At 64.0% G+C, this 22600-nt stretch carries 17 protein-coding genes and 1 pseudogene; 6 read left to right on the top strand and 12 right to left on the bottom strand.

Going from position 1 to position 22600, the window contains the following annotated elements; translation table 11 throughout:
- Positions 1-130: 130 nt before the first annotated feature.
- Both JT720_RS06180 and moaA read right to left on the bottom strand, forming a co-directional pair.
- Positions 131-865: a sulfite exporter TauE/SafE family protein gene (locus JT720_RS06180; RefSeq protein WP_205480067.1), complete on the bottom strand. Its 735-nt coding sequence runs from the start codon at positions 863-865 to the stop codon at positions 131-133.
- Positions 866-883: 18 nt separating this feature from the next.
- Complete coding sequence (moaA, locus tag JT720_RS06175; RefSeq protein WP_237219669.1) at positions 884-1879, bottom strand: GTP 3',8-cyclase MoaA; 996 nt, start codon at positions 1877-1879, stop codon at positions 884-886.
- A 555-nt stretch (positions 1880-2434) separates the two neighbouring features.
- Here moaA and JT720_RS06170 point away from each other — a divergent pair.
- Positions 2435-3066, top strand: a pseudogene (locus JT720_RS06170) (tyrosine-type recombinase/integrase).
- Positions 3067-3262: 196 nt separating this feature from the next.
- Here the strand turns inward: JT720_RS06170 and JT720_RS06165 are convergent.
- The 4 genes from JT720_RS06165 to JT720_RS06150 all read right to left on the bottom strand — a co-directional run bounded on the left by JT720_RS06165 (position 3263) and on the right by JT720_RS06150 (position 8361).
- Positions 3263-4633: an alkaline phosphatase PhoX gene (locus JT720_RS06165; RefSeq protein WP_205480066.1), complete on the bottom strand. Its 1371-nt coding sequence runs from the start codon at positions 4631-4633 to the stop codon at positions 3263-3265.
- An 18-nt stretch (positions 4634-4651) separates the two neighbouring features.
- Positions 4652-5692, bottom strand: coding sequence for a phytase (locus tag JT720_RS06160; protein ID WP_205480065.1), 1041 nt, complete (start codon positions 5690-5692; stop codon positions 4652-4654).
- Positions 5692-8046, bottom strand: coding sequence for a TonB-dependent receptor plug domain-containing protein (locus JT720_RS06155; protein ID WP_205480063.1), 2355 nt, complete (start codon positions 8044-8046; stop codon positions 5692-5694). Before JT720_RS06155 ends, JT720_RS06160 begins: the two co-directional genes overlap by 1 nt.
- A 72-nt stretch (positions 8047-8118) precedes the next feature.
- On the bottom strand, positions 8119-8361 hold the full coding sequence (locus JT720_RS06150; protein ID WP_205480062.1) for a hypothetical protein: 243 nt from the start codon (positions 8359-8361) through the stop codon (positions 8119-8121).
- 1720 nt (positions 8362-10081) lie between these two features.
- Here JT720_RS06150 and JT720_RS06145 point away from each other — a divergent pair.
- Positions 10082-10327: a hypothetical protein gene (locus JT720_RS06145; RefSeq protein ID WP_205480061.1), complete on the top strand. Its 246-nt coding sequence runs from the start codon at positions 10082-10084 to the stop codon at positions 10325-10327.
- A 257-nt stretch (positions 10328-10584) separates the two neighbouring features.
- On the opposite strand, the gene JT720_RS06140 is transcribed toward JT720_RS06145, so the two are convergent.
- The 3 genes from JT720_RS06140 to JT720_RS06130 form a co-directional block, all read right to left on the bottom strand.
- On the bottom strand, positions 10585-11757 hold the full coding sequence (locus tag JT720_RS06140) for a DUF418 domain-containing protein (protein ID WP_205480060.1): 1173 nt from the start codon (positions 11755-11757) through the stop codon (positions 10585-10587).
- 466 nt (positions 11758-12223) lie between these two features.
- Positions 12224-12922 carry an anti-sigma factor gene (locus JT720_RS06135; protein ID WP_205480059.1) on the bottom strand — a complete coding sequence of 233 codons (699 nt, stop codon included), beginning with the start codon at positions 12920-12922 and terminating at the stop codon, positions 12224-12226.
- Entirely contained in the window at positions 12919-13428 is a 510-nt protein-coding gene (locus tag JT720_RS06130; RefSeq protein WP_237219668.1) for an RNA polymerase sigma factor, read from the bottom strand. Before JT720_RS06130 ends, JT720_RS06135 begins: the two co-directional genes overlap by 4 nt.
- Positions 13429-13499: 71 nt before the next feature.
- Here JT720_RS06130 and JT720_RS06125 point away from each other — a divergent pair, with 71 nt between their 5' ends.
- From JT720_RS06125 to JT720_RS06115, 3 genes are all read left to right on the top strand, one after another.
- The gene (locus JT720_RS06125; protein WP_205480057.1) at positions 13500-14843 is read left to right on the top strand and encodes a S8 family serine peptidase; all 1344 of its coding nucleotides are present in this window, start codon (positions 13500-13502) and stop codon (positions 14841-14843) included.
- A 98-nt stretch (positions 14844-14941) separates the two neighbouring features.
- Positions 14942-15595, top strand: a complete 654-nt coding sequence (locus JT720_RS06120) for a hypothetical protein (protein WP_205480056.1) — start codon at positions 14942-14944, stop codon at positions 15593-15595.
- 514 nt (positions 15596-16109) lie between these two features.
- Positions 16110-17033, top strand: coding sequence for an SMP-30/gluconolactonase/LRE family protein (locus tag JT720_RS06115; RefSeq protein ID WP_237219667.1), 924 nt, complete (start codon positions 16110-16112; stop codon positions 17031-17033).
- A 30-nt stretch (positions 17034-17063) separates the two neighbouring features.
- Here the strand turns inward: JT720_RS06115 and JT720_RS06110 are convergent, their stop codons facing one another.
- Positions 17064-18290 carry a Gfo/Idh/MocA family protein gene (locus JT720_RS06110; RefSeq protein ID WP_205480053.1) on the bottom strand — a complete coding sequence of 409 codons (1227 nt, stop codon included), beginning with the start codon at positions 18288-18290 and terminating at the stop codon, positions 17064-17066.
- A gap of 207 nt (positions 18291-18497) precedes the next feature.
- Between JT720_RS06110 and JT720_RS06105 the strand changes: the two genes are divergently transcribed.
- A complete protein-coding gene (locus JT720_RS06105) occupies positions 18498-18860 on the top strand; it encodes a hypothetical protein (RefSeq protein WP_205480052.1) in 363 nt (120 codons plus the stop codon).
- A 669-nt stretch (positions 18861-19529) separates the two neighbouring features.
- Here the strand turns inward: JT720_RS06105 and JT720_RS06100 are convergent.
- Positions 19530-21152 carry a GMC family oxidoreductase gene (locus JT720_RS06100; RefSeq protein ID WP_205480051.1) on the bottom strand — a complete coding sequence of 541 codons (1623 nt, stop codon included), beginning with the start codon at positions 21150-21152 and terminating at the stop codon, positions 19530-19532.
- The gene (locus JT720_RS06095; RefSeq protein ID WP_205480050.1) at positions 21149-22579 is read right to left on the bottom strand and encodes an aldehyde dehydrogenase family protein; all 1431 of its coding nucleotides are present in this window, start codon (positions 22577-22579) and stop codon (positions 21149-21151) included. Before JT720_RS06095 ends, JT720_RS06100 begins: the two co-directional genes overlap by 4 nt.
- Positions 22580-22600: the final 21 nt, after the last annotated feature.

Below are 22600 nucleotides of genomic sequence, written 5' to 3'. Positions count from 1 at the left end.
TCGGATCCCGAGGTCATTTATCAGTGGCACTTCTCTCCATCACCCCGCTTGGCTGGCCGCAGGCGATCCGCGGATTGATCTGCGTGTGCGACGTAACCTGGGGCGGTCATCGGGGTGGCTCCAACCGCGCTCAGTAGAAGCCGAGCAGCTTTACCCCGGCGACGACCAGCACCACGCCCAAGGTCTTGAGAATGACCGGCGCATGCAAGCGGATGCCAAGCGTGGTGCCGACCGTCGCCCCGAGCAGCACCGCTCCCGCGAACAGCGGCAGATTGCTTGGCAGCTGCTGCACCGAAGCGAAGTTACCGAGTAGCCCGGCAGTTGAGTTGCACAAGATGAAGACCGCGGCCACGCCCGAGGTCGGCTTGGGCGTCGACCATGCCATGAACAGCAGCAGCGGCGAAAGGAAGATGCCGCCCCCCGTGCCGGTCAGGCCAGACAGCAGGCCGATCCCGGCGCCCAGCAGGATTGCAAGCCAAACCGGCGGATCGTGGGACTCCTGCAGCGCCCGAATCTCGCGCGGCCATAGCAGCCGCGCTGCCGACAGGAGCAGCACCACCCCGACCAGCGACTTGTAAATGTCCCCGGGCAGCTTGATGGCACCGCCCAAGAAGGCGAACGGCAGCGCGCCCAGCAGGAAGGGCCACAAAGTTCGCCAACGGAACAGACCGGCGCGGATGAAGCGGAACGATCCGAAGCTCGCGACGATGATGTTGAGCACCAGGGCGGTCGGCCGCATGGTCGCAGCCGGCACGCCGAACAGTGCCATCAGCGCCAGGTAGGCCGATGCCCCCGCATGGCCTACGCTCGAGTAGAGCGCCGCGCCCACGGCCATGCACACGGCCAGCCAGATGTCCACTTCCATGCCCCCCAGCAAGGTTCGTCAGCCGCCCGTGACGCTCATGTGCCGCTGCACGGCGGGCGCTGCGGCGGCGATCTGGAAGTCGTGACCCTTGGGCTTACCGGCGAGCAGTTCATCGAGTGCGTCGTTCACGGCCCCGACGCCGCCCGTCCGGAGCAGATCCCGAAGTTCGACCTTCTGGTCGTGCCCTAGGCAGCCGTAGACCGTCCCGGTCGCCGCTACCCGGATGCGGTTGCAGCCCGCGCAGAACGTGCCGGTCAGTGGCGTGATGAGCCCGAGCCTCACCCGCATGCCCTCGATCTCGAAATAGCGCGCCGGACCGCCCGTCCGGCGGAAGCTCGGCTTGAACCGGTACCGCCTTTCCAACTCGCGCTTGACGGCATCGAGTGGCAGGTAATGGTCGGTCCGGTCCTCCTCGACCTCGCCCAGCGGCATGGTCTCGATCAGCGTCAGGTCATGCCCTTCACGCTCGCACCACAGCAGCATGCCCTCGATCTCGTCCGCGTTGAGGCGGGCGAGCGCAACCATGTTGATCTTCACCTTGAGCCCGGCGTCACGCACCGCGGCGATACCGCGCAACACCTGCCCGAGATCGCCCCTGCGGGTGATATAGCCAAATCGTTCCGGATCGCGGCTATCAAGGCTGATGTTCACCCGCCGAACGCCGGCCGCGAACAGCCCCGCCCCCATCTTCTCTAGCTGCGTTCCGTTGGTGGTGAGCGTCAGTTCGTCCAGCCCGTGGCCGACCCTCTCGCCGAGCCCCCGGACCAACTCCATGATCCCGCGCCGGACCAGCGGCTCGCCCCCGGTCAGCCGGATCCGGTTCACGCCTCGGGCGATGAAGGTATCGCTCAAAGCGATAATCTCCTCCAGCGAGAGGATTTCCTTCTTCGGCAGGAAGAGCATCCGCTCGGCCATGCAGTAGCGGCAGCGCAGGTCGCACCGATCGGTGACCGACATGCGCACATAGGTGATGCGCCGGCCGAAACTGTCGATCATGCCCGGCGGCGCCGTCATATGAACTCCACTTCAGTCCGGTTCAGAACACCATCGAGCACTCGATACGTCCGCTTGTGGCGGCCTAGGTGATCCATATCAAGGCAACCATCAGGGAGGAGAGCTGACGGCGTTGGGGCTTCTCTGGCGCAGCATGCCCGATGCCGAGCTGGGCCTCTGGGCGGCTAGCCGCCGTCTCTTCCCGGTCCGCATGCAGCACTTGAGCGCGCGTGCAGGACCCACTCGAGAGCGGGACTTCACCAAGCGGGTCTAGGCGACGCAGCAAGCAGGCGGAGCTCGCGCACGCCACAAACGGCAACGGCCCCCAGCTTTCGCCGAGGGCCGCCGATACCGTTGGTTGCGGGGGCACGCACCGAACGGTGTCATACGGTGCCGGTCATTGTACCGATATAGGAGGGCTGACGGCCTGAACGACCCACTCTCAGACATTTAGGCTTGGATCGCGACTTCCCTAGAGCAGACGTTGGTTCATTGATAAGTGCGGGACCGGCAAGCTCCATGCACAGCCTGCCAGCTCGTTTCCTCCTCGGCCGCTGTTGGCCTGAGGAGATGAGCATGGGACACGCAATCTACGATCCGGGTCAGGAAGACCGTCCCGCGTGGAATGTTGGCCGTAAGCTTGGCGCCAAGCGCCCGCTCCTGCCTAAGCAAGTTTGGGCCGTTCGCTTCTTCCTGGAACAGGAGCATCGCCTGCGTGATCGCGCCCTCTTCGATCTCGCGATCGACAGCAAGCTACGCGGGTGCGACCTCGTGAAGATCAAGATCGACGAGTTGGTCAGCGGAGCCCGCATTCGCCAGCGAGCGATCATCATCCAGCAAAAGACCGGCCGGCCAGTGCAGTTCGAGCTCTTGGAACCCGCTCGCACAAGTTTGCTCCAGTGGCTTGAACGTCGGGGTGGCTCTTTCGACGAGTATGTCTTCCCCAGCCGAACCGATCGGCTGACGCACATAAGCACTCGACAATATGCCCGCCTCGTCGACGAATGGGTCACTGCGATCGGCCTACGCCGGAGGATTACGGCACCCACTCGCTTCGACGCACAAAGGCAGCCCTGATCTACAAGCAGACGGGCAATCTGCGTGCGGTGCAGATCCTTCTCGGACACACTAAGATCGAGACCACCGTTCGATACCTCGGCGTCGAAGTGGAAGATGCTCTGGCGCTGGCTGAAGCAACCGAGATCTGAACAGGATGGTGGGCTGGTTCGCCAGCCCACCACTACCTCGCTCGGAGCGTCGGCAAGTGGCCGGTTGCCGCCGGTCCGGACATGGTTGGCGCCCCTAGAAAAGCGGACTCTGAAGCGCTCAGGCAGCTCTGAGCATCCATGTCAAAGACGGAACCCTCGGACGGCAGCTGCAGCGCGGAGGCGCTCCGACGGAAAACTAGGCTCCGCCCCTGCTCCAATCGCCTGTGATCGCCAATGTTCGGCCCGGGCTGTACGCGTTCACGAACATCGTTCCTCCGTCCGGGGAGAAGCAGGCGCCAGCTAGCTCGGTGTCGGCGTGAAGGCGGGCAAAGGTGTAGATCCGTCCGTCCGGACGGACACCGCGCAGATGGTTGGTCTTGCCGTCCGTCCGGTCCTCGCACACGATGAGGTCACCCCACGGAGCAATCGTGAGGTTGTCACCATAATCGAACACGTCTGCATCGCTGCTCTCGACGAACAGCTCGATGGTGTCTGCGGCGGCGGGTCGGACGCGCATGATCTGACCGTGGCGCGACGGACCGCCGGAGGTGCAGGTGAAATAAAGCTCACCCTGCCCAAACCAGATGCCTTCACCGCGAGCAAAGATGGCGGCACCCGCCGAGCGACCACGAAGGCGCAGGTCGTCGTCGGGGCTGTGGGTGTCCGTAAGGTCGATCCACCGAACAGCGAGCGGCTGCGCGACGTTCAGCTGCCGCCGGTGCCAGTTGCGCGTGTCCGCCCCTCGCTGGTCGGCAAGTGCCAGCGCCTGCAGTCTTCCGCCCCTTGCGATCCTGCCCGGTGAATTCGGGAGGAAGCGGTAGAACAGCCCGTCGTCCTTGTCCTCCGTGAGGTAGACGATGCCCGTCGAGGAATCCACCGCGGCGGCCTCATGACGGAAACGTCCCATGCCGGTCAGTCGAACCGGTTCGACCAGACCGCGATGAGCGGCCGGCACCTCGAAGATCCAGCCGTGCGAACGGTCCACCTCCGGCCGAGCGATCGTGCTCTCCTCGCAGCTGAGCCAGCTGCCCCATGGCGTGGGCCCGCCCGCGCAATTCACCGCCGTTCCCGCCAGGCTGAGCCACTGGCCCGTTCTCCGGCGGGTGGCGAGATCGACCATCAGCGTGCTCGTTCCGCCGGGCAGCACCCGACCGTATGTGTCCGTGCCGAAGTGGGGCGACTTGAGCAGGCGCTTCCTCAGGCGCTCGCTCGTCCCCGCTGGTCCCAGCAGGTGCGCGTCAGCCTTCAGTTCATGGTTGCGAACCAGCGCGACCTTGCCCGGACCCGCAGCAAAGCAAGCCATGCCGTCGAAATGGTCGGGTGTGACGAAGCCGTCATCCATCGGCTCACCGGCCTGGCTTACCACCTGGTAGGAGAAGCCCGCCGGGAGGTCCAAGTAGCCATAAGGATCGGGGACGAGGGGCCCAAAACCTTCGACCTCGTTCCGGTAAGCCGATGGAGCGCTTTTCTCCTCCTGCCCCTGTAGCAGGGCCCCCCGCGCGGGCAGGGCTCCCAGCGCGGCACTGGCCAGGGCCGCTCCGGCGAACTGGCGGCGGTCGATCAGCATTCGGGGACCTTCTTCCTCTTACTTCAGTTGCAGCGCCTGCTTCACGTCGCGCCAGGCGACCAGCTTGAAATTCTGCCGCTCGCCGCCTTCAGCCGGCTGCTCCAGACCGTCCTGGACGACCAGCAGACCACCGGGATATTGCGGGCCGAAATCGCCGAGCACCAGGCCGATGCCGTCCGTTTCCTCTGTCCCATCGAACCGTCCGGGCCCGATCCTGAAACGCCCCACGAAGCGGACGTCCGGAAGGGAGTAGACAACATAGGCGTTGTCGCCCTGACTCGATGCGACCAAGTAGCCGCCTGTGCGGCCGCGGGGGGCGAGCGCCAGTCCCTCGACATCCGCGAACAAGCGCTTCGTATCGACCCGGGCGACGAGCTCCCCGCCGGTCGGAGCGCTGCGGCGCGCATCGAACCGCCAGATCCCGGCTGCCTCTTCACCAACGTAGAGCTGCGCCGATCGCGGATCGACTACGCATCCCTCCGGTTGGGTGGCCACGCGCAAGGTCCTGACAATCGTTCCGGAGCCCGCCCGTGGGTCGAGCCGCACCTGGTGCACCGCGCCCTCCTTGAGGACCGAAAAAGCGAACACATCAGACCCGGAGCGCCAGAGGCACACGCCATAGCCCTCACCCGCCCCTCCAGGAGCGGAGCCAAGAGCCACCAGCTTCCCAGCGATGGTGTCCAGCCGGTACATCTGCAGCTTTGCAGTGGCCACGTCATTGCGGTCGCTTGCAACTACCAGCACGCCGTCGCGGCCGAGGTCCAACAGGTCCACGTTGTTGACCTGCCCGGCGGTGACAAACGAACGCACCCGCCCATCAAGCCCGTAGACGTACAGACCGGCCTTCTTGTCTGTCGCGACGATCAGGCTGGCATTGGGGTTTCTATGGTTACGCCAGATCGCCGGATCGTCCGCCGCATCAGCGTTCGCGGTTCCGACCGGGACTGTTTCGCCCCGAGCCGCAACGACGGCGGTGGTGACCTGGGTGGCGCTTGGCTGCTCGATGGTTGTGGCACAACCCGCGAGGAGCAATGCGGCGAAGCTCAGGAACCTCCGCATCAGAAGGCATACCTGGCGACGAGCTGGAACACCGGTCCGGCCTTTTCGGACTCCAGCTCATACTCGTCGAAGTCTCGATCCAGCTGGTCTTCGATCGTGTCAAACTTGTTGAAGACCTCCTTCTTTTTGCCATCAAGCAAGTTCGATCCGACAGCGCGGACCGTCAGCTTGTTGAAGAGGCGCTTCTCGATGAAGACTTCCAGGTCGGCGCCATAGGTGGTGCGGACTTCCTCGCCGACGATGCGGTCCTTGGCCGAACCCTGCTTGCGATAGGTTGCTCCGAATGCTGCATCCCACGTACGTAGGTTCTGGATGAAGCCGACGTTGAAAACGTACTTGGACTGGCCATTGAAGCGACGCTTGCCGGCAAAGTCGCGGACCGAGCTGTCTAACAAGGCCAAGTTCCCGAAGACGCCCGTGTCGCGAAGTCCGACGAAACCCAGACTGGCCGAGAGGTCGAACTCTATCCCCCAGGCCTTGCCGTCGCCGGTGTTGCGCGGCTGGAGCACGAAGGTCCCCTCGCCTTCCGACCCCTCGACGCCGGTATTCGCAATTTCCACCAGGTCATGCACCTTGCGGTAGAAGAGGTTCACACCCGCCACGCCGGTGCGACCGATGCGCCGCTCGTAGCCGACGTCGACGCCCCAGGCGGTCTCCGGCTTGAGGTCCGGATTGCCCAGCAGGTCGTTCTCGCCCAATTCCCCTTCCAGCAATGCCGGAGAGATGAAGTCGAATCGCGGCCTGCGGTTCGTTCGGGCGACCGACGCGGTGATCCGATCCCGTCCCGTCAGGTCGGCCTTGATCGAGGCAGACGGCAGGAACAGGCCATAGTCGTTGTCGAACCGGGCGCTTTCATCGAGATCGCGGATGTCGACGCTGGTATGCTCGTAGCGAACGCCGGCTTCCCAGCTGATGGGTCCATTCTCGCCCTCCACGAGAGCGAACAGGTCGCGGCGATGCTCCTTGATCTTGTTCAGGCCACCAGTGACGATCTCGAACTCCTCGAAGGGACCGGCAAGATCATCCGGGAAACTGTCGAACTGGTCCCAGCCGCGGAAGCTCTCGTCCAGGTCGAATTCCTGTTCGCCCTCTCGGATGTCTGTCTTGCGATTCTTGTTCTGCAGGAAGGCACCGAACTGGAAGGCGACGCCAGTGCCTAATGACACCTTGTGATCCAAAGCGAGTGAAAACTCCCGGTCCTTGATATCGCTGAGCGTACGTGCGCCTTCGAACGCGATGTCGTCATCATCGAAGTCGATCTCGAATTCGGTTTCGTCACGGTCTTCAAGGAAGCTTGCAAATGTCGAGCGGAACCGGGTTTCACCGACCGACCAGGTGTGTCCCACCCTGAGGCTCGCGCTCCAGCTGTCCTGATCGATATCCGCGATGTTCGAATTGTCGGTGAGGAGCCCGGGAACCTCGCCTTCGCCGTCGGGCACGGGACCGAAAACGCCGGTCGGCTCGTTATACTCGAACGAGCGCTCCGTCTCCGTCCTGTCAGTATGAACGTAGAAGCCGTTCAATTCCACCTTCGTCGGGCCAAACTCCATCGCGTAAGAGGCATTGGCGTTGTAGTCGGTGCCGTCTCGGGTATCGGTCTGGTCTTCCCGGTTGTCGAACTCTTCGGTGGCGTAGTTCGGGTTGTTTTCCGGCGAGTCCCCGAAGCGCAGGCTCGACTTCTTCTTGGGATTGTATCGGCCCTGGATGTTGCCTCCGATCAACAAGCGGCCTGGGCCAACGGCGCCGCCGTAAACCGCGCCGACGTTCGGCTTCACCTCACCGTCGTCGAACAGCAACCCGCCAACCCGGACGTAGCCTCCGTCTAGCGCCAGCGCGTCGCGCAGCACGATGTTGAGGGTCCCCGCGACCGCGTCGGCAGTCCGCCGTGCGGAATTGGAGCGGACGATTTCCACCCGGTCGACCAGCTCGGCCGGGATGCGATCAAGGAAGAAGCTGCGGTCGACGTTGGAACCCGGGATCTTCTCGCCATTGATCAGGATCTGGGTGTAGCCCGGATCAAGCCCGCGCAGCCGCGCTCCATCGCTTTCGATGACGTCGGACAGGAAAGTGACGCTCGGAACCCGCTTCAGCGCGTCGCCGATGGTCAGCGGTTCGAAGCGCTGGAAGTAGTCCGTGTCGTAGACGAGTACCGGTTCAGCAGTTTCCGACCGGTTGCGGTAACCGATCTCGGCCTGAACGACGATCTCCTGTGCGGACTGCGGGTCATTGGTGGCGGCTTCCGCCTCAGCAGCAGTTCCGGCCTCAAGGCCCGCCTCCCCTTCGGCTAGCGCAGGGGAAGCGCAGAACGCCAACAGCGAAACACCGGCCAGTGCGCCGGCTCGACCCAACTTCATCTGAGGAACCCCCGTCTATGTGACGAGGCTCCCGCTAGAGTGGTGGAAAGACTTCTCCGTGTCGCAATTCCTTCAGGTTCCTGTCTCGCCCGTTACAATCGTGTGATCCAGTCGCACCCGCCACATTGCTCCCTTGACGAGGTCATCAGGGAGAAACCTCTCCGCCACGCAGCAGAAAACAAAGTCCGCGATGGTCACTTCCGAAGGGAAGTTCGTCGCATGTCTCACGAAGAAATCGCTCACCTCCGCTTTCGTGAACGCCAGGAGCGCGCCGCTGCCAAACGAGCCACCAGCATCTCTGCCCGGCGGGCTCATCAGGAGATGGCGGTGTTGTACGCTGAAATCGTGCGAAGTGAGATGATGGGCGACCCCGTTTCCTCGCTTCGAGAGCATGGTGCACTTTAGTCGACGGAAACCGTGTTCCGATCTTCGATTGGAATGCCCACTGGTTGCCTCGTCCACGGACAACGATAAGCTTTGAGGATGGCCTCGCTTGCCTATCTCGCTGCCCCATCGTTGCTGACGCGGGCAGGCGTTTCAGCGGGCTCCCACGCGCGAGCTGGAATTGTTCATCGTTCGCGGCTTCGTCGAACCGTAGACCTACGCAGCGCTGATCGAGCGAATAGACCTGAACCGCCGCCCCAAACAGCTTGATGAACGAACGTCCGCTTAGGGGTGCCGGCGATCCCCTCATAACGTCCGAGAAGGGGGCCAAGCTGCCATCTCGGCCCTCATGAACGAACGACAGCTTTCGCCTTATGCTCACTAGAGAGCAGTCGTTCCGCTTACCACCATGCGCAGACGTTCGACTTGCCGCCTCTACCTACACACGGCGCTTGGGACCTTACACCGAACCTTGGTCCGGATAGCCAACCGACCCTGGTCGACGAGCGATGTTGCCAACAAAAATGGCGCTTTTCTGCGTTTGGCACGCTTCGTGGATAACTTGGGGAGAACTGCACGGTGCAGTTTTCACAAGGGGATCTCAGACCATGTTTCGCGCCTTACTAAGCTCAACCATTGTCTCGTTCTGCGCCGCGCTCGTAATGAGCAGTGTAACCGTCGGTGCCGCCGTCGGATCGGCGCACGCCGCACCGACCCAGCTGTCGAGTGTCGCCCGTGCTTAAGCCCACCGGCGCCGCTCGCGCGGACACGAAAGTAGAAGGCTCAGCTCCATCGTTGCCGAGAGCCACGAGGGTGACAGGGCGCCTCTGCGCAGTCTTTGGGCTGACAACCTTTACGACGTTCGCAACGCTGGAGACCATCCATCAGCTGTTCTTCACGCATTCGGTGTTCGCATGATTGGAGATCCCGGCCGCCGGGGCCGCAAGGTGGGACAGACTAACGGTCGATCCGAACGCCTGACCCTGTCAGCATTGGCAAACCGGCTGGCCGATCGGCCCTGGGCGCTGGCCGTAGGCAGCTTCGCAGTGACAGTTATCCTGATCCAACCGGCTTACATCGGCCTAGCTTGATCCGACAGGCGGCAAGGTCTTGCGTGTGCATGAGAACTCCTGAACCGTAGCACTCCGCACAAAATACGGCGGCTATTCACCTCTCCTCATCCAAGAGCGGCCGTTCCGCTTTCCAACAAAAACGTAGGCTCGTCACTACGTGGGTTCCCAAGCGGCGGTCGCAAATATGGCTCGCCCCGGTCAGTTCGGCCGTTGGCGGGAGATGTAATTCTGAGCTCGAGACGGGCTAAAGCCTAGGGACGTCGGCCAACTGCACCCGCAACTTGCCGATCTGCGCGAAACCATTCTGAATCGCAGCACTCAGCATAGCACCTGCGGCATAGCCAGTCATAGGAAGGTGCGGCACCCATGATGCGACTGCTGCGGTCGCCTCTACGAGGATGCGGGTTAGATTATGCACACTGAAGATGTTCGACACTCCAACGGAGTCTGCCGAAACATTGCCGATGCACCCTGCGATCACGTCCGGCCCGTCGACTTGGCGAAGAAGGCTAGGCGTGGCGTGGCTAGCAGAGTCTGTGGGAACATCTTCGTCGCAGTTGGGGAGCCGCTAGCTTTCCATGCGTTTTCCCAACGCTGAAGAGCAGAAGGGTTATCGATGCGCGACCATCCCTCAGGGAAGTCTGCAGGTTCCGACGGTCTCCAGAGCCAGGCTGCTTCGAAAGAACTCGGAAACCCTGGTCTCTCAAATCGTATTCGGAGAAGCTGTCCTTGAAGCCAATACCTCCTTCGCAGATCTCGCCGATGTCCCGAAGGTGACCAACAATCTGGTCACTACGATCTGGCCGCAGAACCGTAAGGTTTGAGTAGTAGGGCGGTGGCTGCTCGCGTCCAATGAAGGCATCATTCGATCTCTTGAAATCAGTACCGTGAGCGCGAAAGATGGCCTCATAGAGGTCGGCATTGTTCGCTGCTGCCATTACCGCGCGTGTATCGACCATGACCTACACCTAGCATGGCGCTCATGGATTGCGATGTTAGTTACCCTGAGTATCGCCAGTAGCCTTACGTGTATCGAACATAGCTCGGACTTCGAGCTCTGGAGGGGCTCAACTTGCCTCGGCTACACTCGCTGCACTAGCTGGAGGGGAGCGGCTCGGCGGAACGGTTGCACACGCAACTCGCTCAAGCATCGCCACAGCCATTCAGCGGGGCCAACTCGAAAACGGGCTAACCAAGCGTGGCTGAACAGCGCCAGCAGCAAGAACAAGCACAGAGCTAAGAGATTGATCCCTGCCCCACTGAACGCCCGCGCCAATCCCAGCCCGTAGCCGTAGAACACCAGTCCGCCGAGCAGGCCCGACGCGAGATAGTTAGTCAACGCCATGCGACCGACGGGTGCAAGCGATCGCTGCAGAAACCCGGCGCTCGTTTCGAACCACAATGCCAGCGCGCTAATCGCCCCCAGAGCCATGACGGGGAGACCGACATAGGCGGCGGTTACAGCGCCGCCGAGCGGACCATGTACTGGGATGCCAAGGAGGCGGGTCGCGTGAACCGCGCTGAGCGATAAACCGAGCGGAAGACCGACCAAAGCTATCTGCCGCAGCAGCTTGCGATGTGCCTGTGCATCGAAGGGTATGTTTTTGCGGACGCACCAAGCGCCAAGCATGAAGAGGCCGAAGACGCCGCTCGCATAAACCACCATGTGAGCAGTGTCGACCGCGTAGCGTAGCGCCGTTTGCGGCAGATTGGCGGCAACCACCTCCCCGTAGCTGCCCGTCATCAGGATCGAGAAAAAGGGCGCGGAGTCCTCCGGTGGGATGAGGCCGCCTAACGGGTGGCTCAGCCATGCTTCGAGTAAGCCGACCAAAAGAGGCGGCACGAGTATCAGGACAAGCCCGAGACGCAGCAGTAAGTGGTCGGACAACTTGCGCAGCGGAAGCATCGCCAATCCGAGCAGACCGTAGAGCACGAGGATGTCGCCCCAGAAGAAGAAGGCTTGGTTAATCAGTCCGAAAAGGATCAGAACTCCCATGCGCCTGAGATAGAATGCCGTGAAGTTGGTCTGCTCCCGCTCCGCGCGTCTCAGCAGAATCCCAAATCCGACACCAAACAGGAAGGCAAAAGCGCTACGTGCCTTGCCCTGAAACAGCGCAAGATCGAGCAGCATAGCTCCAAGGTCGACGGGTGCCGCGTTGGCCATGATCTCAGGCCCGACGAAGCGCATAACCATCGCGCCAATGTTCATGACGATCACACCGAGCAGCGCAATTGCTCGGATGCTGTCGATCATTGGTCTCCTTTGCTCGCGGAACTCCGGCTGCATCTGTAGACGTCCTCCACCTTGCTCGTGCGATTCTGGCGCGCAACGGACTGGTTGAGCGCAGCAGCCTTTGCCAGCACATGTGCTCTTCAGGTGCTGCAGATGACATCGTTACTTATCAGGAAGACGGCAGCGCCTCGAAGACTTTGTAACAAGTGTGACAATGCAGCGGCCCGGGAGCGACCCTCGCCGGCCGGAGAGCGTCCACTTTGCACGGCCAGGAAGGTAGAGCGGCCTCCCCTTCAACGAAGTAGCGGATTGGTCGTGCGCTTGCAGAGTTGACGGGACCACTATCAGCGTCCGGGAGAGGGCAGGCTGCCGTACCATCCGAATTGAAACAATGCGTCCGCTATTCGCCAGTGCTCACCCGGAAGCAGCCGTTCCGCTTCCCACCAGATCACGCCGCTTTCTCATCGCCTTCTCGCGGCGCCTCATCTCAGTTGGCTTCCCAACCTTGCTCGACCTGCAGAGCTTCCGCTTCGGCGTCGAGCGGTTCGCCCCTTATGTGCGCGTCGATGATGGCGGCGAGCGCTGGTTCCTGGCCAGCGGCCAACCGGTACTGGCCCGCTGGGGCTTCACTTCGGACCAGACCCTCCACCAGCCAGCTGTCTCCCGAGCGGCAGGCGAGACCGCTCTGCGCATCAGCGGTGAAGCTCCGGCAGTAGCGGCCTTCCTTGTCCTTGAAGGTGAGACCAAGGCGGACGCCGCCCTGGTCGCCGACCGACGCGAGCTGCCGATCAAGGGCGCTCTCGAGGCGACCGGCTGCTGCCAGTTGCCGACCGTCCGAGCGGAACGATCCGCCGTCACGGGGCAGCGAGACACCGATGCCGAGGCCAAGGGCGAGGCTGGCCGCCGCGGCAAGGCCGGCCAAGCTCCACCGGCGCCGGCGCTCCCGCGCCCCGGCGAAATCGATCACCTCCGCCGTTCGCGGCTGCGCCGCCGTTTCGAGGTGATCTGGCAGTGGCGCGGCAAGGATCGGCGCGAAGGCGGTGTTCAGCCGCCCGGCCAACGCCCGATGCTGCTCGGCAAATGCGGTGAGCTCCGGATCGGCCGCGACCCTTGCCGCCATGGCGCTTGCCTGGGGTTCGGGAAGTTCGCCGTCCAGCCAGGCGTAGAAATCGGGATCGTCGGTCATTGATCAGTTCCCCGGCCGAAAGCGGCAAGAAGGGCATTGCGGCCCCGCACCAGCCGGCTCGAGACGGTGCCGATCGGCTGCCCCAGAAGCTCGGCCGTTTCGCGATAGCCGAGACCCTCGATCATGATGAGGGCGATGACCTCGCGCTGCTCGTCCGGTAGCGCGCTCATCGCCCGCATGACCTGGGCCAGTTCGGCCGAGCGCTCGATATCCGCTGCGCCGTCGAAGCCTTGCTGTTCGCCTGCCTCCGGCGGTGCTTCCCAGGCCGCACGGCGCTGACGGCTGCGTGCCTCGTCGATCCAGAGGTTGCGGGCGATGCGGAAAAGCCAGCTGTCGAGCCTCGTCCCCGAGACAAACTGGGCGCGGCTGCGCAGTGCCCGCTCGACCGCGAGCGCCGCGAGATCGTCCGCATCCGCCGGATGGCGGGACAGCGCGAAGGCGAAGCGGCGAAGCCGTGGCAGCATCGCGCAAAGCGCGTCCGCGAACTCGTCCCGAGGGTCCATCATTCTCCATGCGGATGAAACGAGATGGCTGTGCCGTTTCATCCCTGATGACGAACTGATTAGGATGATTGCGAATGTCCAGACGCTCTTCCTCCCTTGCCGCCCTGCTGCTGACGGGCGCCGCGCTTGCCGCCGGTGGGGCTGCGCGGGCGCAGTTGCTGCCGCCGCTCCCCGTAGGCGGGCTGCCGGTCTCCCTACCGCAAGCCGTACGCGGCATGCCGGTGGTGGGCGATCTCGTCCGGAGCCTGTCGCCCGAGGAACGCCGTGCCGCAACCGTCCCCAGCCTCGACCGGCTCGGCGTGACCTCGGCTGTCGGCGAGCTCGGGCGCGACGCGCTTGCCGAGCTTCGGCGCCTACGCCTAGCCGAACTGGTGCGCGGCAATCCCGCAGCGCTCGACATGGGGCCGGACGGCGCACCCGTCCGACGCGGCGTGCTGATCGCGATCGATCCAACGGACGCGCAGCTTCGTGCGCTCGCCGCGGCGGGCTTCGCGATCGAAACGCGCGAGGACCTCGGCGGGCTGACCAGTGTGACCCTGGGCATCCCCAGAAATCTATCGGCAAAAGCGGCGATGAAGCGACTGATGGCGGCGGCGCCGGGCCTCGCTGCCGATTATGATCATGTCTATGAGCCGGCAGGCGGCACCCTTCTGCCCGTCGCGGCGGCCGCGCTTGTGGGTGCGGCACCGCCGCCCATGGCCGCTGGCCGGACCATCGTCATGATCGACGGGGGCGTGGCGGCGCATCCGAGCCTCGCCGGCGCCGCCATCGTCCAGCAGGGCTTCGCCGGGCCCGCGCAGCCGACCGGGCATGGCACCGCCGTCGCCTCGTTGCTGGTCGGCCGCGACCGCATGTTCCGTGGTGCCGCCATCGGCGCGAAGCTCTATGTCGCCGACGTCTATGGCGGCAGTCCCGCCGCCGGTAGTGCAAGCGCTATCGTCCGGGCGCTTGCATGGGCGGCTTCCAAGAAGCCCGACGCTATCAGCATCAGCCTCGTCGGACCCAGCAATCTGCTGCTCCAGCGCGCCGTGGCGATCCTCGCGCGGCGCGGGATCCGGATGGCGGCGGCGGTCGGCAATGACGGCCCGGCCGCGCCGATCATGTATCCCGCCGCCTATACCGGCGTAACCGCCGTCACTGCCGTCGATGCAAGGGACCGCGCGCTGCCGGAGGCCGGGCGAGCGCTCCGGCTCGACTATGCCGCGCCGGGATCGGACATGGCGGCGGCGCTGCCGGGACGCGGCTATGCAAAGGTGAGAGGCACGAGCTTCGCGACGCCGCTGGTCGCCGCGCGACTGGCTGCGGCAACCTCCGGGCAGGCGCTAGAGCGCGAGGCGCTCAAGGGCAGCGGCCGTATCGGCAAGGGAATCCTCTGCCGCACCTGCCGCACCGATCCGAAGATTGTCGGAGCGAAATAAAAAATCGAACCGTCGGGATGAATCGCGGAATCGCTGTCGTTCTCAACAGGCAAGCACCTCGTGGCTGCACGATGAAGAACGTCAGGAAAGGACAACAGATGATCCGCTTCACTCTCGCGCTGGCGCTCCTCGCCGGCACCGCTGCTCCTGCTTCGGCCCAGCTCCTTGGCAACGCCGGCGGCTCGCTCGGCGGCGTCATCGGCGGGACCCTCAATGGCAGCAACTCGGTCGGCGGCACGCTGAACGGCGCGCTTGGCGGCAATGGCGCGCTCAGCGGCACCCTCGGCAACGTGTCCGGCAGCATCACCAAGAGCGTGACCGGCAGCGGTCAGCTCAGCTCGAGCCGGTCGGTGGACACCCGAAGCGGCTCGGCCAGCGGCAATGTCGGCCTTGCCGGTTCGCTCGCCGGTGCGGCCGATGGCGCGATTGCGGGGACCGGCATGGGCCAGTCCGGCGGTCTTGCCGGCTCGCTGAGCGGCAGCGCCTCGGGCGAGAAGAGCGCCGGGTTCGGCGTCGAGGCGATCGGCACGGATGCAGTCCGCTCGGTCGCGGGCAGCGCCGCCGGCATGGCGCAGGGTCAGGTGGCCGCCGCTCGTGACCAGGCCAATGCGGTTCGCGGTGAAGCGCAGGGCGGGGCTTCCGGCGCTGCCAGTGGTGCCCTGTCTGCCGTGCGCCGGTCCGGCGCAGGCCTGAATGCTTCGGGTCGGACCAGCGGCTCGGCCGAAGGCAAGGCGAACGTTTCACGCGACTGATCGCCACACCCACATCGCTTGCCCTTGCCGCGGCCAGCGATTTGCGGCCCGCCGTTCCTCCGGCGGGCCGCACCTCTGCGGGAGCGACAACTCGAGCATGGCCAGCATCTGTGAACCTTAGCCCGCCGCATGAACGAACGTCCGCTATCCGGCAGTGCTCACCCGAAAGCAGTCGGTCCGCTTTCCACCACCTGCGGACGCTCAGTCCGGCCTAGCCCTTGATGTATAACTTGGCTTAGTAGCAGACTTTCGCCCGCATGCCTGGACGGGCGACAGTGGTCGCCGTCTGTCGGGGCGGTTGCGAGTCAAAAGGCTTGCCCTCGTCCAGCTAATCCTATCAACCGGCGACAGCGGCCAAGTACCTTATCGCTCCACCTTTCAGGCAGTGCAAAGTGGCATGACAAGTCGAACAGCTCTCGGTCTCTTCATTCCGCTGGCCTTAATCGCCGCGACGGGATGGGCAGCCACGACTCCGTCGCCCAGCCTCCCTGCAGTGCAGCGGCTCGAGCCCCAGATGAGCAAGCTCGTGCCGCAGGGGGCGGCCGTGCAGGTGCTGGCAAGCGGTTTTCGCTGGAGCGAAGGACCGGTGTGGATCGCCAAGGGCGACTACCTCCTTTTCAGCGACGTACCCGCGAACCGCATCCACCGCTGGACATCTGCCGGGGGTGCGGCACTCTTCCTCCATCCGTCGGGTGGAACGGCTTCGAGCGGGTTTCGGGAGGCGGGTTCCAACGGGCTCAAGCCTGGCGGGCCGGGAGCCATCCTGCTGGCCGATCAGGGCAATCGCGCCATAGCCGTGCTCGACCTCAGGACCAAGGCGAAACGGCTTCTGAGCACCCATTACAACGGACGGAAGTTCAACTCGCCCAACGATCTTGCGGTGGCGCGCGACGGATCGGTCTGGTTTACCGATCCGCCCTACGGCCTCGAAGGGCTGAATGCGTCGCCGCTGAAAGAGCAGTCCGTCAACGGAGTGTACCGACGGTCACCCGATGGCAGCGTGCGGCTGGTGGAAGAAAGGCTAAGCTTCCCCAACGGCATCGCCGTTTCTCCGGACGGAAGGACCTTGTACGTGTCCAACTCCGACCCGGCCCAGGCCGTCATTCTGGCCTTCGATGTTGCCGCAAATGGGACAGTGTCCCGGCGCCGCGTCTTCGCGGACATGGGGGCACTCGCCGCCAGCGGACTGCCGGGCCTGCCCGACGGCATGGCGGTCGACGAGCATGGAAACCTGTGGGCGACCGGGCCCGGCGGGGTGCACATCCTCACCCCCGACGGGCGGCGGCTGGGGCTCATCTCTACGGGCGCGGCCATCTCCAATTGCACCTTCGGCGGAGCGGATGGGCGAACCCTGTTCATGACCTCGAGCGACAAGCTTGCCGCCATACGCACCCGCGTTCGCGGCGCGCCCCAGCGCTCGCCGAGGTTCGCGCGATAAGACGGCCGGAGACGTTGCGGCCGAAGCGGATCAGCTCCTCATGCTGCCATCGCCGTTCAGCCTGATCGCACGGTTGGCCGCCGCTGAGGCATAGATGGCCTCGATCAAGCGCAGGTCGCGAAGGCCCATCTCACCCGGCGTCCTGATCGGGCTGTTGTCCCGGATGGCATTGGCGAAATGGTCGAGCTGGCCGGCGAACTGGAGGGTCGGATCGCCCATGTCGAATGCACGGCCGTCGCGGCCTTCCAGCCGCATCTTCTGGCCGGAATAATTGGTGGCTGGATCCATGATCAGCGTTCCCGACGTGCCGCGAACTTCGGCGAAGTTGGCGCCGGCGGAATCATAGGAAGTGGCGAGCTGCGCCATGGCGCCGGACGGAAAACGGAGCTGCGACGCGACGCTTGCGTAGATCTCGGCGAAGCGTGGGTCGCCCTCCGGACGGAAGACCGTGGCGCTCACCGTCTCTGGCATCTCACCGGTAAGATAGAGCGCCGCCTGGAGACCATAAATGCCGAGGTCCTCGAGCGGACCGCCGCCGGCCAGGGCGCGGCTCGCGCGCCAATTCTCGCGGGGAGTGGTCGGCCCCATGCGATAAGATTGTACGCTGTGCAGCATCCTGACGCGCCCGGCCGCCCCCTGGCTCATCAACTCCATCGCTTTGCGATTGTGCGGCTCGAAGTGCGATCGGTAGGCGATCATCAGCTTGCGACCGGCCCGGCGCCCGACCGCGATCATGCGCTCGCACTCGGCGCTGGAAAGCGCCATCGGCTTTTCACACAGGACGTGCTTGCCCGCGGCGAACGCCCGGACTGCCCATTCGGCATGAAGACCGCTCGGCAGCACGACGTAAACGGCGTCGATCCGGCGATCGGAAGCGATCTTCCCGAAGTCGTCGTAGGAGTAGCGAGCGTTCCTGGGGATGCCGTAGGCGTCGCCGACCTGGCCGAGCTTGTCGGCATTGCCGGAGACGAGGGCGGCGATGTGGGCTCGCTTGGATTGCGCGAAGCGCGGCATCATCTGCTTGAGCGCATAATCCCCCAGGCCGATGATCGCGAAGCCGACGCTATCGGCTGCCCTTCGTGCCGGCGGGCTCTCAGGAAGCTCCACACCATTGGGCATCTTCTGACCTGCAGCGCGGACAGTTGCCCGTGCTTGCGCCAGCCCGGGTCCGGCAGATAGTCCGAGAGCCAACGACACCGCGGTCGCCCCGCCCCCGACTTCCAGAAAGCTTCGCCGTGAGATGCGCTGGCCGTTCATGCATGCCCTCCTTGTCGCCATCGAAGCCTTTGTTCTCCGCAGGAGGCGGTCGAAGGGCGCTACCCTGCGGGCGATGGTAGCGCTAACCTCAGCCAAGAAGGGCGCGTATGGCAATGGCTTTTCTGCAGGCTCGGGAGGGAACGCGCTTGAAGAACCGAACCAGCGGTGCACGTGAGCAGAGCTTCGGCGAGAGGGGAGACGGCAACAATGTTTAAGGCTCTGACATGCGGCTTGGGGGCACTGTTCCTGGCTTCGGCCATTCCCGCTGATGCCGCCGCTCCAAAGCGCTCCACGGCGGCCTCCACGACCTTTCAGATCAACAAGCCAAGGATCGATCGCTCGCTCGCCGCCATGGTATCCAAGCTGACCTTCAAGCTGGGCAAGGATGGTCAGGATTTTGCCGTTCCCGGACCTGACATGCCGATGGCCATGCGAACAGTTCTGAAGCGCTACTTCCAGCATCCACGCGTCAGGCTAAGCTTCAAGGACGAGCTTGAGCGACGGCAGTCGGAGTATGGGGTCATGGCGCGCTTCCAGCAGGCCAGACAAGGTCGAATGGGGGGTCGTTGACGCGCTAGTTGGGAGCAAACTAACGGTGAGGTCACGCTCTCAGGCAAGCGCCGAAGCCGACGGCAGCCGAGGTCACGCTACCGCCTGAGACCTTGTGCCGCACCCTCTCCGCCTGCCGGGAGCTTGTCACGATCCAAGGGACAAGCACAGGCCCAGCTGCCTAAGCAGCGCACCTCCAAAGGTGCCAGCAAGAGACGGAAAAAGCGAAGGCTGTTCGGCCCATGCAAGCTGGGCATTCGTTACGCTTTGTCTCCCTCGGCCTTCTCGCCAGCAGTTCGGGGGCTGCCCCCGACTGCGGTAGTGCGCAGATTCAGGGTCTACCTTCCTACCCTGCCTTCTCATTCTGGGCGCGCCCTTGCATAAGCGGCTTGCCGCAATCCGGCTTTGTCCCCTTCTTGTTACCTCTTCACTGTTCTGGAGAACGAGGGGTCGGCTGGTGACTCGAGGCGCCGGGGGAAGGGTTCACCTGTGGGTCCGAAGCCCCCACTTCGAGCGGCGGCAATCATCGTTCTTGGCGGCTCCCAAGGCGGACATCGCGCTACTCTAATCGTCCGCACTAAGCTCCGCCACTGGAATGACCGCGACTGGCCGTCTGCAGAACGGCGAATGCCGGTGGGTTGACTGCGAAAAGCCGACGCTCTCTCTTGAGCTGTAACGCTCCAGCTTGCCTCAGGTGGTCTGCCGGACCAGCTCCGACCCTCGCTCGCCGATCATCATTGCCGGCGCATTCGTGTTGCCCGAGGTGATCTGCGGCATGATGGAAGCATCGATCACGCGTAGTGCATCGACTTCCCTGACCCGGAGCATGGAATCGACGACACTCTCTGGATCCGATCCCATGCGGCAAGTGCCGACAGGATGGTAAACGGTTCCGCCGCTTGCCAGCGCCCAGTCGAGAATAGCTTCATCGCTTTCGGTCGGTTTTCCAGGGAAGGTCTCCGAGCGGATCAGGCGGGCAAGGGAAGGTTGCTGGGCGATCCTCCTGGCCCAGCGACAGGCAAGCACCGCAGCGTACTGATCGTCCGGCGTGCTCAGGTAATTGGCAACGATGCTCGGTGCGTCGTTGGGGGAAGGCGAACGCAGGCGGACGTGCCCGCGGCTGCTTGGCCGAAGACGGCAGCCGGTAAGGGTAAGCCCCGGATCTTGCGCAAGCGGTCCCCTTGCCACGCCCCGAGCATCTCGCGCCAGCGTCGCCGGCAAGCCGTGAAACTGCAAATCAGGACGCGACAGGCCTTCTTCGGAGCGAAGAAAGATCGCCACCTGGGCAGCCGCCGAGGTCAGAAGGCCCCGGCGCTGCAGCAGGTAGCGCAATGCTTCGCGCCCTGGGCGCCTGGAGGCGGCGTTGAGCGACGGCACTTCGGGCCGAAGCTGAAACTCATTGTAGATGGTGTAGTGGTCCTGAAGATTGCGGCCAACCTCGGGCGAGTCGCTTACAACTGGAATGCCAAACTGCGCCAGTTCTGCCGCTGGACCGATCCCTGAAAGCATGAGCAGCTGCGGAGAATTGATGGCGCCCGCCGCAAGGATGACCTCGCGCCTGGCATCTAGGTCGAAGGTTTCGCGCTCAAGCTGAAAGCTCACCCCGACAGCGCGTTTCCCATCGAGCCGGATCTTATTCACCATCGCGCCTGTGATTACCCGCAGGTTGGTCCGGCGCAGAGCGGGATGGAGGTAAGCCACTGCGGCGGACTGGCGCCAACCATTGCGGATGGTCAGTTCGAACCAGCCGGCGCCTTCCTGCTCCGGCCCGTTGTAGTCTGCGGTGCGTGGGATGCCCGCCTCCGAGCAGGCGGCGAGCAGGGCGTCTGAGACGGGGTGCTGTTCCACGACTGGCGCGATGTGAATCGCTCCTTCGTTGTTCGGGGCGAGCGTTCGCCGCTCGATGCGCTGGAAGCATGAGGAGACATCGTTCCAACCCCAGCCGGGACAGCCAAGCCGCTGCCAATCGTCATAGTCCTGCCGCTGCCCACGAACGTAGAGCAGGCCATTGATGGAAGAGCAGCCCCCCAGGACCTTTCCGCGAGGCCAGTAATGGACGCGCCCTGCGCTGCTGACGTCCGGCTCCGTTAGGTAAGGCCAGGTGACCGCCGGATCGAGCATCGCCTTGGCGAAGCCAGCAGGTACCTGCAGCGGAAGGCTGGAACGCAGACGGCTGAAGCTCCATCCGGCGCGATCCGATGGACCGGCTTCGATCAGCGTCACGGTGACGCGTGGGTCTTCACTCAGGCGGCTTGCAAGCACGCATCCGGCCGAGCCGGCACCCACGATCACATAGTCGCTCAGGCCGTTCATGCCGTTGGCACGCCGCCGATGATCGCCTTGGTTTCGCAGAACTCGCCGAAAGCGTGGTCGCCCCATTCACGTCCGTTGCCGGACTGCTTGTAGCCGCCGAATGGCGCAGTGAAGTCGAGCGGTGCGCTATTGATGTTGACCTGCCCGGCACGAAGCCGCCGCGCGATCTGGCTTGCTTTCTGCAAGTCGGCGGAGTGAACATAGGCGGCCAGGCCGTACGGCGTGTCGTTTGCGATCCGTATCGCTTCGTCCTCGTCGGAGTAGCCCAAGATCGAAAGGACCGGACCGAAAATTTCCTGTCGTGCTACTGTCATGTCATTGGTCACGTTCGCGAAGACCGTCGGCCGAACGTAATGGCCCTGCTCCAACCCATCCGGATGACCGGTTCCGCCGGTCACGAGGGTCGCTCCTTCATCGATGCCAGACTCGATCAAGCGTTCAACCTTCTCCCACTGCGTTCTGGAGACGACGGGGCCAAGATGGGCGTTGCCGGACGGATGGCCGACGACCAATGCCTCGGTGACCGCCTTGGCAATCGCTGCTGCCTCGTCGATGCGAGCATGCGGAACGAGCATCCGGGTTGGCGCACTGCAGGTCTGCCCAGAGTTGAGCATCGTGCCCATCACTCCGGCCGTGACTGCGGCAGCGAAGTCGGCGTCGTCGAGCAGGATCTGGGGCGACTTGCCGCCGAGTTCCTGGTGAACCCGCTTCACCGTCGGCGCGGCCGCACGCGCAACCTCGATGCCTGCCCGAGTCGAGCCGGTGAAGCTCACCATGTCGATGTCGGGATGGGCGGCAATTGCTCCGCCGACGTTCGGCCCATCACCGTTGACAAGGTTGAACACGCCCGCAGGCACGCCTGCCGAGTGCATAATCTCTGTCCAGACCAGGGCCGAAAGCGGCGCGAGCTCCGAAGGCTTCAGCACCATCGTGCAGCCGACGGCGAGGGCTGGCAGCACCTTTGTAGCGATTTGATTGATCGGCCAGTTCCACGGGGTGATCAGCCCGCATACGCCGATGGGTTCCTTGCAGATCAGCGTGGTGCCGCGCGCCTCTTCAAACGTGTAGGCTTCGAGAATTGCGATTGCAGTCTGGATCTGTGCGGCACCAAACTCGACATGTGCGTCTCGAGCCAGCGTTTGCGGTGCTCCGATTTCGTCGGTGACCGCCTGTGCGAGGTCGGCGGCGCGACGATGGTACTCCGCGAGGACCGATTTCAGCAGCTCGACCCGCTCCACCCTCGAAGCCACGGCATATCCCGGAAAGGCTCGTCGAGCAGCAGCGACCGCGCGATCTACGTCCCTTGCAGAGCCGAGGCTGATCTCCTCGATCTGTTGCTCCGTGGCAGGACTTCGAACCGCAAACAGCTTCTCCGCCTCAGGCTCGACCCATTGGCCATCGATGTAGAACAAACGAGCGTTACGCACCGCGAACTCCCTTCTGAGGCG

The organism is Sphingomonas arenae, from assembly GCF_016924655.1.
In the GTDB taxonomy this organism is placed as follows: Bacteria; Pseudomonadota; Alphaproteobacteria; order Sphingomonadales; family Sphingomonadaceae; genus Sphingomicrobium; species Sphingomicrobium arenae.
The sequence above is the reverse complement of the archived record's forward strand: the minus strand, read 5'-3'. Positions and strand labels throughout refer to the sequence as shown.

Bases quoted from the DNA above. Each gene is read 5' to 3' on its own strand.
- JT720_RS06180 (WP_205480067.1), bottom strand. From the start codon at position 865: ATGGAAGTGGACATCTGGCTGGCCGTGTGCATGGCCGTGGGCGCGGCG.
- moaA (WP_237219669.1), bottom strand. From the start codon at position 1,879: ATGACGGCGCCGCCGGGCATGATCGACAGTTTCGGCCGGCGCATCACC.
- JT720_RS06165 (WP_205480066.1), bottom strand. From the start codon at position 4,633: ATGCTGATCGACCGCCGCCAGTTCGCCGGAGCGGCCCTGGCCAGTGCC.
- JT720_RS06160 (WP_205480065.1), bottom strand. From the start codon at position 5,692: ATGCGGAGGTTCCTGAGCTTCGCCGCATTGCTCCTCGCGGGTTGTGCC.
- JT720_RS06155 (WP_205480063.1), bottom strand. From the start codon at position 8,046: ATGAAGTTGGGTCGAGCCGGCGCACTGGCCGGTGTTTCGCTGTTGGCG.
- JT720_RS06150 (WP_205480062.1), bottom strand. From the start codon at position 8,361: ATGAGCCCGCCGGGCAGAGATGCTGGTGGCTCGTTTGGCAGCGGCGCG.
- JT720_RS06145 (WP_205480061.1), top strand. From the start codon at position 10,082: ATGCGTTTTCCCAACGCTGAAGAGCAGAAGGGTTATCGATGCGCGACC.
- JT720_RS06140 (WP_205480060.1), bottom strand. From the start codon at position 11,757: ATGATCGACAGCATCCGAGCAATTGCGCTGCTCGGTGTGATCGTCATG.
- JT720_RS06135 (WP_205480059.1), bottom strand. From the start codon at position 12,922: ATGACCGACGATCCCGATTTCTACGCCTGGCTGGACGGCGAACTTCCC.
- JT720_RS06130 (WP_237219668.1), bottom strand. From the start codon at position 13,428: ATGATGGACCCTCGGGACGAGTTCGCGGACGCGCTTTGCGCGATGCTG.
- JT720_RS06125 (WP_205480057.1), top strand. From the start codon at position 13,500: ATGTCCAGACGCTCTTCCTCCCTTGCCGCCCTGCTGCTGACGGGCGCC.
- JT720_RS06120 (WP_205480056.1), top strand. From the start codon at position 14,942: ATGATCCGCTTCACTCTCGCGCTGGCGCTCCTCGCCGGCACCGCTGCT.
- JT720_RS06115 (WP_237219667.1), top strand. From the start codon at position 16,110: ATGAGCAAGCTCGTGCCGCAGGGGGCGGCCGTGCAGGTGCTGGCAAGC.
- JT720_RS06110 (WP_205480053.1), bottom strand. From the start codon at position 18,290: ATGAACGGCCAGCGCATCTCACGGCGAAGCTTTCTGGAAGTCGGGGGC.
- JT720_RS06105 (WP_205480052.1), top strand. From the start codon at position 18,498: ATGTTTAAGGCTCTGACATGCGGCTTGGGGGCACTGTTCCTGGCTTCG.
- JT720_RS06100 (WP_205480051.1), bottom strand. From the start codon at position 21,152: ATGAACGGCCTGAGCGACTATGTGATCGTGGGTGCCGGCTCGGCCGGA.